Genomic DNA, 14,974 nt, shown 5'->3' with positions numbered 1-14,974 from the left:
CGGTGAGTAAAATCATTTGGTTCTAGTTCCCAGGAAAAGTCTAACAGCGTTTTACGAGTCTGTCGGGCCCATTCTATTCGTTTTACTGCATCAATACAAAGAATAATGTTACTTATTCTATTTCACGATTAGAAAAAGATGTTCCAGAAGAAGCAAAGAAATTTAGTGCAAACCTTAATCAAGTGCTGCCAGGGGTAAATTTAACCGATCTTATTATGGAAGTTGCTCATATTACATGATTTCATGTATGTTTCTAATAATCGAAAACATGTTAAAGAAGTAACAATCCTTATCATTCCTGCCCTTCAAAACTAGAACTGTGTCATTAACAAAGGTATATGAACCTCTTACCTGATCTGAAATCAGCCTTTTTGAATATTTCTTCTTAACTTTAGAAAACTAGATGTAACATGCTTTATTTTGCTATACAATGGGAAGATAGAGATAAAGGAGGAGAGCGGAAATGCCAGGACGTGAAAAATTTCAATATGACTTGAATACGTTAAGAGATAAGCTAATAGAAATCGGGAGTTTAACTGAAATTGCATTATCAAAAGCAATAGATGCGCTTGAAAAACAAAATGTTGACCGTGCTCTTGAAATCATGGAAGAGGATAAGGCAGTAGATATTCTTGATGAAGAAATCAATGATATGGCCATTCTGCTGATAGCGAAACAGCAGCCTGTGGCAACTGATTTGCGCAGAATAATCGTGGCGATTAAAATATCAAATGAGCTTGAGAGAATGGCGGACTTTGCCGTTAACATTGCAAAGTCGACAATCCGAATTGGAGACGAGCCGCTCATCAAACCGATCATTCACATTAAGGAGATGACGAAAATATCCTCTAAGATGCTTTCTTTATCTTTGAAAGCCTATAATGAAGAGGATGTTGTCCTTGCCAAAAACGTTGCTGATATGGATGACCAGGTAGATAACTTATATGGACAGACCATCAGGGAATTGCTTGAACTAACCTATGATAAACGGGAATCCATGCAGCAAATTACCCAGCTTCTGCTTGTTTGCCGCTATCTTGAAAGATTTGCCGATCACGCTACAAACATATCTGAAGGTGTCTTCTATCTTGTTAAAGGCCGTCATTATGACTTGAACAGCTAACATTTTCCTGAATATTTTTCAAAAAATAAAATCCGCTTTTTCAGCGGATTTTATTTATATGTATTCCATTATTTTACGAGTACTTTTGTAATTTGTTTGAAGCTCATTCCCTGCTTGAGCTGATAGGTGCCAGAACGTACTTTTGTATGATAGCCAGTTTCTACCAGGAAGGTGGCATAATCTCTTGCAGAGCTGACAATTCCAGCGTTTTCAAGTTCTTTTGCCACATCCGCAGTACTCATTCCGTCCTTAATTGTTAAGGTGAATGGCTTGTCTGCAGGTGCTTTTTGAGACTTTGCTTGGGATGTTCCTCCGGATTTTGCAACCGCTGATTCTTTTTCTGCAATCAGTTTTTCGTAATCCTTGCGCGGGATGGCGATTTGGCCCTTATCAGATAGGTGCTGCTGGACACTTTCGTCTGTAACCGCTTTGGTTTCAGCGGCTGTCTCCGCTTTTGTCATTTCTTTCGGTCCTGACAAAAAATAGGCGATGCCTAATATACAAGAGGCAATGATCATTCCTGCCGAGAAAGCTTGCATGCCTTTTTTGCTCATGTTAATACCCTCTCATTATTTTTTACAATGGTTCTGACTTCGAGCATTGTAAGATTTTCAGATTGTGCGATGGCTTCTAAGGTCATCCCGTTCTGATATTTTGCCATGACTTTTTTGATCACCTGGGCGTCAATTTCATCATCTGTATTTGGAGATTTAGTCAGCTGCACATCGTTTTGCAGCAGTTCTTCCTCCAAAACACGCATTTTTTTCTTTAGTTTATAGATCTCCTGCATGGCAGAGAGCTGCAGATGTTCAAATTCCTGTTCAAGCTCTTTTACTTTATCGCGCTGAAAAAAAGATGCCCCAAAGAGGAGAATCGAAATAACCAATAAAATGATCAATACTATTACCATATTGCCCCACCTTCTAACAAAGTTTTCATTATACAGTTATATCACAATTTGTCGAATAAATTAATCATTTTTGTAAAAAGACTCTGAACTGACGTATTATAGAAAAGTAAAAAAATCCAAACTATTGCTGTTTCAGGAGTGATGAAATGAGAGGGCAAAATAAAAGAACAGGGACAAATCCTTTTACAGCAATTCGACAAGAGGATACTTTTTCAGGGGATAGTCTTACACTTTCTTTAAAGGCAAATTATTTGAAGGTTAGCTGGTCTATCAGCAGTTTAACGATGAAATCCTGCATGCATTTCCTTTTCGAAGAATATGAAACAGTACATAAAGTTATCAGAATAATTCATGCTGATCGGTTGGGTGAGCTCCTGTATAAGGATTATCCCATAAAAAATCATAATGGTTCATACTTGATAAAAGGATTAGAAGGAAATTGTTCTTATCGGGGACAAACCCTTTTCTTCAATTCAAAAGACATAAAATTAACGATAGCACAGTCAACCGAAGTAAGGACTGGGACATTGAAGCATCCTTATCAAAAATACGGTTGGAATGCTGTTTCTGCCGCTGAAAAATGGCAGGAAACTTTTTCAGCCTATACAGAATATGAGGGAGATCATGAAAAATGAAAAGCCATCCTCAAATTCTAATGCTCACACCGGAATACCCTCCAAACATTCAAGGAGGAATCGGCAGACATGTGCAGGGGCTAGTACCCGAACTTACAAAGCTCACTGCAGGCTTGAATATCGTTACAGCTCCCTATAAAGATTCACTTCAATACGAAGCTTTGGATACAGGCATTCGCCTCCATCGGCCAAAGCTTGAAGGATCCTTTTCTTCTGTAGTCGAATGGGTGCTTCAGCTGAATCTCTCTTATATTCATTTCGTCCATTCGCTGAAGATGGACTTTGACATCATTCATGTACACGACTGGCTTACAGCGCCTGCAGGGATGGCTTTAAAGGAGTATTATGGTGTACCGCTTGCAGCTGCGATTCATGCCACGGAAAAGGGGAGAAAAGGCATTCTGACTGGCACTGCTGAAAAAACCATTGATACAATAGAACGCCGCCTGATTCAATCGGCTGACTCGATCATCGTCTGCAGCCAATACATGCAAAAAGAGCTTTTATATGAATATAACGGCGTACAGTCAACTGTCATTCCAAATGGAAGGAATCTCTATTTTGAAGAGAATCTATTTACTGAAGGATTTTATTTGTTTGCAATGGGCAGGATGGTGAAAGAAAAAGGATTTGACACCCTCTTAAAAAGCTTTCAGAGGGTTAGCAGGAAATTACCTCAACTTCAGCTAGTGCTTGCAGGTGATGGACCTTTAAAAGAAGAGTATGAGAAGCTTTCAGAGTCTCTTGGAATCAGCGGCCAAGTAACTTTTAAAGGGTTCTTGAATGATGACGACTTAAAAAAAATGCTGAAAAATGCTATAATAAGCATTGTACCCAGCTTGTATGAACCGTTCGGTTTAGCTGCTCTCGAATCTATGAGTATGAAGAAAGCTACGATCGTTTCTGACGCTGGAGGTTTAAAGGAATTAGTGAAAGATCAAAAAAGCGGTTTGGTTTTTCCTGCTGGAAATGAAGAGGTACTGGCTGAAAAAATAGAACAGCTTATATCCAATGACCAATTAAGAAAAGAGCTGGCTGAAGAGGCTTATCGGAAAAGTCTCCAATATTCATGGGAACATTCAGCCCAAAAAACAAGGAAACTTTATGATAAGCTCTTATCTGTAACCTAAAAAAGTTAGTGATTCTGGATTTATTAGAAATTTAATGTAGAATTTCTTACTTATAAGTGCTATGATATTAAAGTCTGATTACAATTTACGATTGAAGAGTTTGGAGGGAAAACAATCATGCGTGTAAATTTAACATTAGCTTGCACTGAATGCGGCGAGCGTAACTATATTACTAAGAAAAACAAACGTAATAACCCTGACCGTCTTGAACTTAAAAAGTATTGCTCAAGAGACAAAAAAATGACAACACACCGTGAAACAAAGTAAGCAGCAGGAAATTTATCCTGCTGTTTTTTTATTTTTTAGGCTCAATTAAAGCTTAGCTTAATGTTGATTTTTACACCTTGTTGATTGGAGCGGGTGCTGAGACTCCTAAGGGAGACCCCGCAGGAGCAAAGCGACGAGGAGGCTCTAAGGTAAGCCCGCTAAAGCTTGAGTGCCTGCTAGCTGCAATCAACAGCCGAGTTTAACAGGCCATTTTTTAAAAAAAGTTAAATGAAAATGATTACCCGTAGCTGATAGGTTGTCTACAATGGTACATTTCTTTTTCCAAGAATCATTAATAGGTATAATAGGGAAAGAAAAAGAGAAATTGGCGGGGTTCAGATGGATAAAAAAACATATCGGAGCAGAATGAGAGAGAAGCTGCAGCAAATGGATGATTTCAAATACCGTGATCTGTCTGCAGCTATTCAAATGAAACTAGAAGGTCTTCAAGACTGGAAAAGGGCATCAACGGTTGCTCTGACCATTTCTTCTGAAAGAGAAGTAGATACCAATCCACTTATATTAAACGCGTGGCAGCAAGGAAAGCGTGTAGCAGTACCAAAATGCATTCCCAGCTCAAAGGGAATGGTTTTTCGTATTCTCACTTCCTATGATGAGCTTGAAACGGTGTATTTTGGACTGAAAGAACCTATTCCTTCTAAAACAGAGCTTATATCACAAGATCACATTGACTTGGCCATTATACCAGGGCTGGTCTATGACAGAAGGGGTTTTAGAATCGGCTATGGAGGAGGCTATTTCGACAGATGGCTCAAGAACTACAAAGGGGCATCACTTTCGTTAGCCTTTTCTCAGCAGGTTGTACCACAGCTTCCTGAAGAAAGCTTTGATATTCCTGTACAGCAAATTGTAACGGAAGATGAGGTGATTAAGTGCAATGATGGAACTGAATAATGGACTCGCAATCCTTTTCGTTCTGGTGATTTCAATTCTGGGATGGAGAGTTAAGTCCTTGACTCTCTTAGGCGCCATTATGTCTTTCGTTGTTGGAATATTAATTTACATAGGAACGGGTTTTGCGGGTCTCTTTCTGCTGGGAGCATTTTTTGCCAGTTCCAGCCTTTTGAGTAAATATAAACGGGAAAACAAAAAAGAAGCTGAGGAGCTTCTGCAAAAAGGAGATCAGCGGGATGCTGTCCAAGTACTGGCGAATGGCGGTTTCCCTGCCGTTTTTGCCATTCTTTTTTTTATCTCTCAAAATGAGGGATTTCTGTATGCCTTTTCCGTTTCCATCGCTGCAGCAAATTCAGATACTTGGGCTTCAGAAATAGGCACACTCAGCAAGCAACGGCCATTTATGCTGCCCTCGTTAAAACGAGTTGAGAGAGGCACATCTGGAGCAGTATCTTTACTTGGTTCCTCAGCAGCCCTTTTAGGAGCTTTATTTATTGCAGGGCTGTCGTTTATTATGCTTCAGAAAAGCTTCAGCCATTTTCTTTTTGTTGCGTTATTCGGATTTGCCGGCAATCTTCTTGATACGTTAATGGGTGGAAGCATTCAAGTGAAATATCAATGTGTAACATGCGGGAAAATTACCGAACGGCCTATTCATTGTGGAGTGAAAGGGAAAATAGCAAAAGGCTTTGCCATTTTCAATAATGATATGATCAACGCTCTATCAATTGCAGCAGCAGCCATTATATCCATCATTTTTTATCATTTTGCTTTTGGTTTGTCGTGAAGACAGGAGTTCTTTTCAGCTTTATTAACGATCGCATTTTTTCTTTAGGCTGTTTTCGCAGAGATTGTTGTTTATCGTACATGCTTTTATCACGCATTTAGACTAGCATCGGGGCATCTTTTTTTACAGTTTTTTCCATACCGATTGTTTCGAGAATTAGATATAGGTTCATGAGCAACAAAGTTTAAGTAAAAGAGCCTTTCTTTAAGATCGCCATTGCTGCTTATCGCGATAGAAGAACCAAGGAAATATCTCAGCTCCTTAAATAAATGGATAAAAATTCTGTTAGAAACAAAAAGTATGACAAGGAGGGATAGCAGATGCAAAAATTGCTTCAAATTATGTTCATTATACTTGGTGGATTGCTGGTTTATCGTTTTCGCTACAGACTTTTTAATTTGCTGCTCGGTCAAAGATTTCTGCGCTCGTTCTTTATCCGCCTGTCTATGAGGATGCCATTTTTCAGAGATAAGTTTTTACAAAGAGCTTTTTATTAAGGCTCTTTTTTCTTTCCTGTTATTTTTACACTATTCACATTAAAAACTTCACATTGAGAAAAAGGAAAGTGTCTGAAGATCCCCGTTTACTAGCATTTAAAAGCTTATCTTTCTTACTTTTTAATCATTATAACTGATATAATAGAGTTACTGAATACGAATCAGAGAGGTAAAAAATGGCTATTGAACAAGACTTCTTATATTGGAAGCTGATCGATAAATTGCTAGAAACAAATAAATTCAGACTGGTTAGGTTGTCTGAGGATGAAAATGAAGTATGGTTTGAACCCTTGCATGTAAGGGAATTTCAGCTCATTCGAATTATCCGTGCCGATATTGACTGGACTAATAGGCTTGTGCGGAATATAGAGGCGACAGCAGGAATATTTGAAGAGGTGAGAAAAAGATCTGGCATAAGGTCAATGAATGTCTTAAACCTTTGGATTTCTGAGATGTCTCCTGTTGATGATTGGGAAGAACAAATAAATCGTCCATTTACCTTTGAAAAGACAGCAGTAAAGACGATAGTGGCTTATGAAGGAAACGAGAAGAATGCTTTGTCTGAATTATCGTCTATGCTGAAACTGGATGTTCATCAGGCCGCTGATATGTCCCCTCATCACCTCGATTACGAAAGCCTTCAGCAGCTAAAGGTGAAAGCGATTGAAAAGGCTAACGCACCTATTAAAGAAGAAAACAATATTTTTAATTATGGCAAACCTTTTCTCACCTACCTGTTGATTGCCATTCAGGTTATCATGTTTATTGTATTAGAAATATCTGGAGGAAGTACGAACAATGAGACGCTTATCAGATACGGTGCAAAGTACAATCCGCTTATTCAAGAGGGTGAATGGTGGCGGTTTATTACACCGATCTTTTTACATATTGGCATCATCCATTTGCTCCTGAATACATTAGCGCTTTATTATGTGGGAATGGCAGTTGAAAAAATGTACGGCTCTTTTAGATTTCTGTTTATCTACCTGTTTGCAGGAATAGCGGGAAGTTTAGCTAGCTTTGCTTTTAACTCGGAGATTTCGGCAGGTGCTTCTGGTGCCATCTTTGGCTGCTTCGGAGCCTTGCTTTACCTTGTCGTTATTGACAAACAGCTGTTTTTCAGAACAATTGGGCCGAACATTATTGTTATGATTTTATTGAATCTGGTCATTGGCTTTTCTATGTCAAATGTTGATAATTCAGGCCATATAGGCGGTTTAATTGGAGGATTTTTAGCTACTATGGTAGTTCAGCTGCCTGGGTATAGAAAGTATTTCACCAGGGTAACAGGGGTCCTCGCGGCTGTTTCCCTTGTAATTGCCCTTTTCTTTTACGGTTCAGGGCAATCTATGGCTGAAACCCCTGAAGCAGCTTTACTGAGAGCACAGCAGCTTTTAAATGAAGAAAACTTTTCAGAAGCCCGGGATTTGCTGGAGAAGACGAAAAAGGATCCCAATGCACCTGCAGAGGTCATGTTTGAGCTTTCATACGCACAAATAAAATTGAAGGATTTCAAGCATGCCAAAGAAAACCTGCAACTAGTAACAAAAATGAAGCCTGATATGGATGAGGCCCTTTTCAATCTAAGCATTTTATATGGTCACGAAGGTGATTTTAAAAATGCGAAAAAATTAATTGATAAAGCTGTGCAGCTGAAACCCGACGATCAGCGATATAAAGAAATGAAAGCACAGATTGACCGGGTAAACTGACAAAATTTATTAGATGAATGAGGGGCTTCCGCTGAAGTCCCTTATTTCATTTGATACGCTTCTGCTTTTCTTGTCGTTTAGGAAAGATTGATATTCGTTCGTACATTACCTTTCTGTGGTGGAACAATGCTTAGGACGAAAAATATTCCCAATTGAAAGATCTTCTCTTGGGCGTGATTTAAGTCTCTATAGTGAAATTTTTCATTATTTTTAGGAGATTTGGATGGTATGGAGTCTTTATGGAAAGATCAGATTGGCTCATTACAGCTCTACTTTGAAAACACTATTTTAAAAGGTGAAAAGTAAGATTTGGCGTGCTGGTAAAGGCTGGAATGACCAGGAAAAGCTGCTTACTGTCCAAATAGCAGGTTTTACGGGCGAAAGGAACTCGGGTTCTAACGAGCGCAATCCGCATTTTACTGTCCAAACAGGCTGTTTAACTGTCCAAGCAAGCCATTTTACTATTCAAGCAATAAAAAGCAGTGCAGCCCATAAGCAGTGCAGCTCCTCCAGCGCTTGTCGCAGCTGAGCAATTGGCTTCGCTTTTCGATTTGCCAATGTTTCTCAGGTTTTTTATGCTTGACGGTTGCCCTTTTCTTTTATAACTTAATATTGTAGATGTGTCTGACATGAGGTGAAATTTTGAAAACGATTTATGATGTACAGCAGCTGCTGAAAAAGTTTGGGACTATAATTTATATAGGTGACAGATTGGCTGATCTTGAGCTGATGGAAGAAGAATTAAAGCAGCTTAGGGAGTCCAGCCTGATTGATCCAAAGGATTTTCAGATGGCAGTACTGCTGGTTAGACATGAGGCACAAAAACAGAAGGATAAGAGAACCTGATAGTTCTTCAATTATGCAAACGGTTTCTCTAATTTGATATTAAAGGGATGAAGCAGAAATGGCAGATCAATGGCTGGTTGGTGTAGACTTAGGCGGAACAACAATTAAAATCGCTTTTATAAGCCTTTATGGAGAAATTATTACAAAATGGGAAATACCAACTGATAAAAGCGGAAAAACCATAACAACAGACATAGCAAAAGCAATTGATGCAAAGCTTGAAGAGCTGGGCGAGACGAAAGAAAAGCTTGCAGCAATTGGTATGGGAGCACCAGGACCTGTCAACCTGGCCACTGGTCTTGTATATGTAACAGTCAACCTTGGGTGGAAAAACTATGCCTTAAAGGATCATTTGGAATTGGAAACAGGGCTTCCTGCAGTCATTGATAATGATGCAAATATGGCTGCAATCGGTGAAATGTGGAAGGGTGCAGGTGACGGTTCAAACGACATTATTTGTATAACCCTTGGAACTGGAGTCGGCGGAGGAGTCATTTCAAATGGAGAAGTCATTCATGGAGTCAACGGCTCTGCAGGAGAAATTGGTCACATGACTTCAATTGTTGAAGGAGGAGCCCAATGTAACTGCGGTAAAAAGGGATGTCTTGAAACAGTTGCCTCAGCTACAGGGATTGTCCGTTATGCAATGGAAAAACTTGAGGAATCTGATCAAGCCAGCTTGCTTCGCCAGACTCTTAAGGAAAACGGTATCATTACATCAAAGGATGTTATTGAATATGCTTCAAAAGGTGATGGACTTGCCGTAGAAGTGATGGAGTTTGTGACGTTCCACTTAGGATTTGCTCTCGCGAATCTTGCTAATGGACTTAATCCTGAAAAAATTGTAATTGGCGGAGGAGTATCGAAAGCCGGGGAATACCTTCGAAGCAGTGTAGAAAAGCACTTTAAAAAATATACGTTTCCTCGTGTAGGAGAAGCAGCAGAAATTACGATAGCAACGCTTGGCAACGACGCAGGGGCTATTGGCGGAGCATACTTAGCCAAATCCATGTTAACGAATTATTAAGAAATACTTTAATTGAATTTAATCCATAATAAAAGGAGCTTCCTCACGGAAAGGCTCCTTTTATTTTTTTCAAACATATAGTTCAATTCTGAATATTAATTTAATGTTGATTTTTTGTAAAGACAGTATTAACATATGTGATAGCTTGCTTTTAGTTATTTCAAAATAATGTAAAAAACCACTTAATTTTTATTAAGAGAGATGCTGCATAAAAAGGAGGCTGCAAATTTGCTTAAAGAAAAAATAAATAAATATTCTTTTTTGCTCATTGCGGTTGTATTTATGTGGATCAAAACCTACATCGTATATAAAACCAGCTTTGACATTGAAATTGAAAATATTGGCCAGGAATTTATTCTATTTATTAACCCTTTAAGTTTTTTGGTTCTTATTTTTGGATTTGGCCTTTTTATGAAGGAAAAAAACAGGAATAGGTTTACCGTCATAACGAGCTTTATCCTGACATTAGTTCTTTTAGCAAACATGATTTTTTACCGTTTTTTCAATGATTTTTTAACGTTTCCGATCCTATTTCAGACTAATAATATGGGAGAGCTCGGAAGCAGTGTAACTTCACTATTTAAGCCAGTCGATCTTCTGCTTTTTGTTGATATAGCTATTCTAATATGGCTGATGAGAAAACAAAATGCATTCGGAGAGGAAAGAACGAGTAAGAAAGGCCGTTCAGCTTATTTTCTGCTTGCGGCAGCCGTATTTTTCCTTAATCTTGGTCTTGCTGAAATTGCCCGTCCTCAGCTTTTAACCCGTTCATTTGACAGAGAAATGCTTGTGAAAAATATCAGCTTATATCATTTTCATATATATGATGGGTTAATTCAATCGAAGACTTTTGCTCAGCGTGCTATGGCAGACAGCAACAAATTAACCGGGATCGAAAATTATATAAAAGCAAGCAAGAAAAAACCGGATGACAATCTTTATGGAATTGCCAAAAAGCGAAATGTCATTATTGTCAGTCTTGAATCAACTCAAAGCTTTGCAATGCAGCAAAAGATTCATGGCAAAGAAGTAACACCCTATTTGAATCAGCTCGCAAATAAAAGCTATAACTTTGAAAATTTTTATCACCAGACAGGGCAAGGTAAGACGTCAGATGCAGAATTTCTTGTAGATAATTCTCTTTACCCGCTCGGACGGGGAGCAGTCTTTTTCACAAATTCGGATAATCAATATACTGCGACTCCTCTGCTTCTGAAAAAAGAAGGTTATTCTTCGGCAGTGTTTCATGCGAATAATAAATCCTTTTGGAACAGGGACTTAATGTACCATTCATTTGGATATGATAAATTTTTTGATATCAACAGTTATAAAACAACACCTGAAACAACTGTAGGATGGGGATTAAAAGACAAGGAGTATTTTGAACAAACGGCCGATTTAATGAAGACAATGCCGCAGCCGTTTTATTCAAGAGCGATCACCTTGACCAATCATTATCCGTTTGAGCTTAAACCAGAGGATAAAATGCTTAATGATGCTGGAACAAGCAGCCAGACAGTCAATAACTACTTTCAGACTGTCAGATATGAAGACGAGGCTGTGAAACATTTCATTGAAAAGTTGAAAAAAGATGGATTGTATGATAACTCCATTATTGTATTTTACGGAGATCACTATGGTATTTCAGAAAATCATAATGATGCAATGGAACAGATTTTAGGGAAAAAAATAACACCTTATGAAAATATTCAGCTGCAGCGGGTGCCATTTATTATTCATATCCCTGGAGTTACAGATAAGCATCCAAAAAATATGAAAGAAGTTGGCGGACAGGTTGATATTCGTCCAACACTGCTTCATTTATTAGGAGTAAAGGATAACGGAAGAATTGAATTCGGGAACGATTTGTTTTCAAAAAATCGCTTTCCATTTACAGTAATGCGTGATGGGAGCTATGTATCAAATAAATACATTTACACACAAAACAAATGCTATAACAGAAAAACCGGCGAGACTGTGGACGTAAAAGGCTGTCAGCCTTTATCAGATAAGGCAAAACAGGAACTCGATTATTCGGATAAAATTATTAATAGTGATTTGCTGAGATTTCTACAACAAAGAAAAAATGAATGATTGTCAAGCTTTGGTTCTTTTGAACCGAAGCTTTTCCTATTAAAATAACGACTTTCTTCCTGTTTTAAGTTGTTCAAAAAGGAATTCACCTACATAAAATGAATATAAGAAAGGGTGACATCCCATGAAATTACAGATTGAAGAAAACATCCATTTGAGTGAATTGGCTAAAAAGGTGAAGGTGCCTGTTCAATTGATAAAAGACTCGAATGAAGGAATGCTTGCTAATATATTGCCTTCAGGCACAGAGTTAACTGTTCCGGGCTTTAAAGATAATGAATGTATTGGGTTATTTCCATCAGCCGTTCCTCAAAAAGTAAACAAACTTCTAGTGAATCGTAAGAAAAACTATGATTTTCATACTCTGGAAAAAGATCTTGCTCTATTGACTGCCACCTATCCATTCATTCGTCAGCAGGTAATTGGCAAAAGTGTACTTGAAAAGCCGATTTATGAGTTGACAATTGGAAACGGATCAAAAAAAATCCACATGAATGCTTCGTTTCATGCAAATGAATGGATTACTTCTGCAGCCCTCATGCAATTTTTAGAGTGTTATTTGCTGGCCCTCATTCAGGAATCCTCTATTTACGGAATATCTGTAAATCAAATTTATGAGAACACAACCCTTTCGATTGTGCCAATGGTCAACCCGGATGGCGTAAACCTCGTACATCACGGAGTTTCTTCAAACGAGCCAAACTATCAGGAACTAATGCAAATGAATGGACAGTCAAATGATTTCTCCCAGTGGAAAGCCAATATTCGCGGCATTGATCTTAATAATCAGTTTCCCGCTCTCTGGGAAATTGAAAAAGAAAGAAAAGAACCTAAATCCCCTGCACCCAGGGATTACCCTGGAGACAATCCGTTAACAGAGCCGGAAGCTATTGTAATGGCTGAACTTGTGAAGAAAAAAAAATTCGACAGGCTGATTGCTTTTCATACACAAGGGGAAGAAATTTATTGGGGATACTTGCAAAAAGAGCCTGATGAAGCGGCTCTAATTGTAAAAGAATTTTCAATTAGAAGCGGATATAAAGCAGTTCAAAACATTGACAGCCACGCAGGATTCAGAGACTGGTTTATCAATGAATGGGGCCGAGCCGGCTTTACTGTAGAACTTGGATATGGGGTTAATCCGCTTCCAATCGAGCAATTTGAATCTATTTGCCATAAAGGCGAAGGGATTTTTTGGGCATCCCTTTATCTATAAGCAGCTATGCTTCCTGAAAAATAGGAGCAATATTAAAAATAATAAGAGAAAGGAACTTTGAGGTGAAAGAAAAAAAAGGTAAAAGAATTTCTGCAGCTGCAAGCTTTCTCCTCATTGGCGTTTTTTTAACAGGATGCAATAATTTACAGCATGAACAGGCTCGTGAAAAACAACCGCATGCCATTAAATCTCCTGCAGTAATCAGCCATGAGAAAGAAGAACCTCTAAAAACCTATAAAACCAGTGAGAACAACTTTCATATGGTGTCAGGCTGGATGGATGCAGAACATATTTTAATAGTTGAAGAGCAAAACCATCAATTTATTCTGTACAGCTACCAAATCCACACTGGAGAGAAGACAACCATTTATAAAAGCAGTTCAACAATTAATGCAGTAAAAATCAATCAAAAAAGCAACTTGATTCTCTTGCAAGAAAGCAGTACAGCAAACAACAATACACTAAAGATTCTTGATGAAAAAGGAAATCCTGTTTATAGCTGCAAGATTCCGGCCTATCAGCTGGACACAGCTTGGAATGAAGAGGATTCTGATGAGTTATATGTAACAGCCTTTAATGAAGATTGGACCTTCAAAACGTTTCTTCTTCATCCCTTGTCAAATAAAAAAGAAGAAAGTCCTCTCGAAATACCGTTTGTCATTTGGGAAGATGCTGAAAATCTGAGTTATATAAAATGGAATAAGGATGAACCGCAAATTGAAGCACCTCTTTATTCATTCAGCTTGCAATCAGGAAAAGAAAAGCTATTAAAATCAAAGGCTGTCAAGCATGAGGTTTATGGAGATATCCTCTTAACAATCGGGATGGAAAATGAATCGCATATGGGTGCCTATTCGTTCAGTAATTGGAAATCGGGAAGTGAAATCATGACGATGCACGCTCCGCTCCTATCAAATTATTCTGAATGGCAGCCGCCTAATTATGATTTCGACCCGAATCAGAGGCTTTTTTATCTTTTCCGGCAAAAACATCAGAACGCATTTGATCTTATGGCTTATTCTCTTGCAGGGAAAAAACCTCAAGTGATTGCCAAAAACCTTGGAAACGAACCCATCTCTATTTCTCCGGATGGGACCTGGGCTTTATATGGAGCAAGATATGAAAAAATCATTTCATTGAAACAGCATACAGCCTCTTCAATGATTGTCTTTAAATAAGATGTGATAAACTAAGCAAGAAATGGATTAGAAGAGGAGGTAATGGGCATGGCTATTTTTGACGTAACGATTATACCAATTGGGACAGGATCACCAAGTGTTTCAAGCTATGTAGCGGACATTCATCACATTTTAGAGAAATACAAAGAAGAGGGGAAAATTACCTTTCAGTTAACACCAATGAATACCCTTATAGAAGGGGAACTGAAGGATTTGTTCGAAGTAGTTCAAGCCATTCATGAAGCCCCATACAACAAAGGAATACAACGAGTCGCAACAAATATCAGAATAGATGACAGAAGAGATAAAGTAACGACAATGCAGGGGAAACTGGAAAGTGTTAAAAATAAAATGTGAGCAGCTTCATCAGAAAAAAGTTAAATCCCTGGCCTTGTGAGCCGGGGATTACTTGTTAAGGATTTTTTTTGTAACCATGATAAATTTTTTGTTAAACGTGAGAAACAACCGGAATACCATGATGAATGAGTGTCATTACGGCAAACCAGCCAAAAATGGCTACAGCCCCAAGAGAAAAAAACATGCTTAAAAAGTTTTTTTCTTTAAATGCTCGATATAAACCAACAAGTCCCAGTAAAGCAATCAGCGAAAAAATAATGATTATCCCCATTTTTTGCCC

At 38.3% G+C, this 14,974-nt stretch carries 17 protein-coding genes and 1 pseudogene; 15 read left to right on the top strand and 3 right to left on the bottom strand.

The window, feature by feature from the left end; translation table 11 throughout:
• Nucleotides 1–116: 116 nt before the first annotated feature.
• Both ACOT8F_RS14775 and phoU read left to right on the top strand, forming a co-directional pair.
• A pseudogene (locus tag ACOT8F_RS14775) lies at nt 117–306 on the top strand (hypothetical protein); the annotation flags it as partial.
• A gap of 157 nt (nt 307–463) precedes the next feature.
• The gene (gene phoU, locus ACOT8F_RS14770) at nt 464–1,123 is read left to right on the top strand and encodes a phosphate signaling complex protein PhoU (protein ID WP_421652691.1); all 660 of its coding nucleotides are present in this window, start codon (nt 464–466) and stop codon (nt 1,121–1,123) included.
• A gap of 68 nt (nt 1,124–1,191) precedes the next feature.
• Here the strand turns inward: phoU and ACOT8F_RS14765 are convergent, their stop codons facing one another.
• Nucleotides 1,192–1,677 (bottom strand): endolytic transglycosylase MltG, encoded by a 486-nt coding sequence (locus ACOT8F_RS14765; protein WP_421652690.1) that lies wholly within the window; start codon nt 1,675–1,677, stop codon nt 1,192–1,194.
• Nucleotides 1,674–2,033, bottom strand: coding sequence for a hypothetical protein (locus ACOT8F_RS14760; RefSeq protein ID WP_421652689.1), 360 nt, complete (start codon nt 2,031–2,033; stop codon nt 1,674–1,676). The genes ACOT8F_RS14765 and ACOT8F_RS14760 overlap by 4 nt, the downstream gene beginning before the upstream one ends.
• Nucleotides 2,034–2,179: 146 nt before the next feature.
• Between ACOT8F_RS14760 and ACOT8F_RS14755 the strand changes: the two genes are divergently transcribed.
• The 13 genes from ACOT8F_RS14755 to ACOT8F_RS14700 all read left to right on the top strand — a co-directional run bounded on the left by ACOT8F_RS14755 (nt 2,180) and on the right by ACOT8F_RS14700 (nt 14,694).
• Nucleotides 2,180–2,668 carry a hypothetical protein gene (locus tag ACOT8F_RS14755; RefSeq protein WP_421652688.1) on the top strand — a complete coding sequence of 163 codons (489 nt, stop codon included), beginning with the start codon at nt 2,180–2,182 and terminating at the stop codon, nt 2,666–2,668.
• Complete coding sequence (locus tag ACOT8F_RS14750) at nt 2,665–3,798, top strand: glycosyltransferase family 4 protein (protein WP_421652687.1); 1,134 nt, start codon at nt 2,665–2,667, stop codon at nt 3,796–3,798. The genes ACOT8F_RS14755 and ACOT8F_RS14750 overlap by 4 nt, the downstream gene beginning before the upstream one ends.
• Nucleotides 3,799–3,915: 117 nt before the next feature.
• The gene (gene rpmG, locus ACOT8F_RS14745; RefSeq protein ID WP_421652686.1) at nt 3,916–4,065 is read left to right on the top strand and encodes a 50S ribosomal protein L33; all 150 of its coding nucleotides are present in this window, start codon (nt 3,916–3,918) and stop codon (nt 4,063–4,065) included.
• 339 nt (nt 4,066–4,404) lie between these two features.
• On the top strand, nt 4,405–4,980 hold the full coding sequence (locus ACOT8F_RS14740; protein ID WP_421652685.1) for a 5-formyltetrahydrofolate cyclo-ligase: 576 nt from the start codon (nt 4,405–4,407) through the stop codon (nt 4,978–4,980).
• Nucleotides 4,964–5,767, top strand: a complete 804-nt coding sequence (locus ACOT8F_RS14735; RefSeq protein WP_421652684.1) for a DUF92 domain-containing protein — start codon at nt 4,964–4,966, stop codon at nt 5,765–5,767. The genes ACOT8F_RS14740 and ACOT8F_RS14735 overlap by 17 nt, the downstream gene beginning before the upstream one ends.
• Nucleotides 5,768–6,087: 320 nt before the next feature.
• Nucleotides 6,088–6,264 carry a hypothetical protein gene (locus ACOT8F_RS20975; protein ID WP_489672231.1) on the top strand — a complete coding sequence of 59 codons (177 nt, stop codon included), beginning with the start codon at nt 6,088–6,090 and terminating at the stop codon, nt 6,262–6,264.
• A gap of 176 nt (nt 6,265–6,440) precedes the next feature.
• The gene (locus ACOT8F_RS14730; protein WP_421652683.1) at nt 6,441–7,976 is read left to right on the top strand and encodes a rhomboid family intramembrane serine protease; all 1,536 of its coding nucleotides are present in this window, start codon (nt 6,441–6,443) and stop codon (nt 7,974–7,976) included.
• Between the two features lie 642 nt (nt 7,977–8,618).
• Entirely contained in the window at nt 8,619–8,822 is a 204-nt protein-coding gene (locus tag ACOT8F_RS14725; RefSeq protein ID WP_421652682.1) for a YqgQ family protein, read from the top strand.
• 58 nt (nt 8,823–8,880) lie between these two features.
• Nucleotides 8,881–9,849, top strand: a complete 969-nt coding sequence (locus ACOT8F_RS14720; protein ID WP_421652681.1) for an ROK family glucokinase — start codon at nt 8,881–8,883, stop codon at nt 9,847–9,849.
• 228 nt (nt 9,850–10,077) lie between these two features.
• A complete protein-coding gene (locus ACOT8F_RS14715) occupies nt 10,078–11,943 on the top strand; it encodes an LTA synthase family protein (protein WP_421652680.1) in 1,866 nt (621 codons plus the stop codon).
• A gap of 124 nt (nt 11,944–12,067) precedes the next feature.
• Entirely contained in the window at nt 12,068–13,159 is a 1,092-nt protein-coding gene (locus ACOT8F_RS14710) for a M14 family metallopeptidase (protein WP_421652679.1), read from the top strand.
• A 62-nt stretch (nt 13,160–13,221) separates the two neighbouring features.
• Nucleotides 13,222–14,337 carry a YqgU-like beta propeller domain-containing protein gene (locus tag ACOT8F_RS14705; protein ID WP_421652678.1) on the top strand — a complete coding sequence of 372 codons (1,116 nt, stop codon included), beginning with the start codon at nt 13,222–13,224 and terminating at the stop codon, nt 14,335–14,337.
• A 48-nt stretch (nt 14,338–14,385) separates the two neighbouring features.
• A complete protein-coding gene (locus ACOT8F_RS14700) occupies nt 14,386–14,694 on the top strand; it encodes an MTH1187 family thiamine-binding protein (protein WP_421652677.1) in 309 nt (102 codons plus the stop codon).
• A gap of 91 nt (nt 14,695–14,785) precedes the next feature.
• Here the strand turns inward: ACOT8F_RS14700 and ACOT8F_RS14695 are convergent, their stop codons facing one another.
• Nucleotides 14,786–14,965, bottom strand: coding sequence for a DUF2759 domain-containing protein (locus ACOT8F_RS14695; RefSeq protein WP_421652676.1), 180 nt, complete (start codon nt 14,963–14,965; stop codon nt 14,786–14,788).
• Nucleotides 14,966–14,974: the final 9 nt, after the last annotated feature.

The sequence above is a fragment of the Chryseobacillus diguaensis genome (genome assembly GCF_049220665.1).
Classification (GTDB): Bacteria; Bacillota; Bacilli; order Bacillales; family Bacillaceae; genus Metabacillus_B.
Note: the sequence above shows the minus strand (reverse complement) of the source record. Positions and strands in the feature narration are given on the sequence as shown.

What these genes read in the sequence shown, in the direction of transcription:
- phoU (WP_421652691.1), top strand. Translation starts at nt 464, where the DNA reads ATGCCAGGACGTGAAAAATTTCAATATGACTTGAATACGTTAAGAGAT.
- ACOT8F_RS14765 (WP_421652690.1), bottom strand. Translation starts at nt 1,677, where the DNA reads ATGAGCAAAAAAGGCATGCAAGCTTTCTCGGCAGGAATGATCATTGCC.
- ACOT8F_RS14760 (WP_421652689.1), bottom strand. Translation starts at nt 2,033, where the DNA reads ATGGTAATAGTATTGATCATTTTATTGGTTATTTCGATTCTCCTCTTT.
- ACOT8F_RS14755 (WP_421652688.1), top strand. Translation starts at nt 2,180, where the DNA reads ATGAGAGGGCAAAATAAAAGAACAGGGACAAATCCTTTTACAGCAATT.
- ACOT8F_RS14750 (WP_421652687.1), top strand. Translation starts at nt 2,665, where the DNA reads ATGAAAAGCCATCCTCAAATTCTAATGCTCACACCGGAATACCCTCCA.
- rpmG (WP_421652686.1), top strand. Translation starts at nt 3,916, where the DNA reads ATGCGTGTAAATTTAACATTAGCTTGCACTGAATGCGGCGAGCGTAAC.
- ACOT8F_RS14740 (WP_421652685.1), top strand. Translation starts at nt 4,405, where the DNA reads ATGGATAAAAAAACATATCGGAGCAGAATGAGAGAGAAGCTGCAGCAA.
- ACOT8F_RS14735 (WP_421652684.1), top strand. Translation starts at nt 4,964, where the DNA reads ATGATGGAACTGAATAATGGACTCGCAATCCTTTTCGTTCTGGTGATT.
- ACOT8F_RS20975 (WP_489672231.1), top strand. Translation starts at nt 6,088, where the DNA reads ATGCAAAAATTGCTTCAAATTATGTTCATTATACTTGGTGGATTGCTG.
- ACOT8F_RS14730 (WP_421652683.1), top strand. Translation starts at nt 6,441, where the DNA reads ATGGCTATTGAACAAGACTTCTTATATTGGAAGCTGATCGATAAATTG.
- ACOT8F_RS14720 (WP_421652681.1), top strand. Translation starts at nt 8,881, where the DNA reads ATGGCAGATCAATGGCTGGTTGGTGTAGACTTAGGCGGAACAACAATT.
- ACOT8F_RS14710 (WP_421652679.1), top strand. Translation starts at nt 12,068, where the DNA reads ATGAAATTACAGATTGAAGAAAACATCCATTTGAGTGAATTGGCTAAA.
- ACOT8F_RS14700 (WP_421652677.1), top strand. Translation starts at nt 14,386, where the DNA reads ATGGCTATTTTTGACGTAACGATTATACCAATTGGGACAGGATCACCA.
- ACOT8F_RS14695 (WP_421652676.1), bottom strand. Translation starts at nt 14,965, where the DNA reads ATGGGGATAATCATTATTTTTTCGCTGATTGCTTTACTGGGACTTGTT.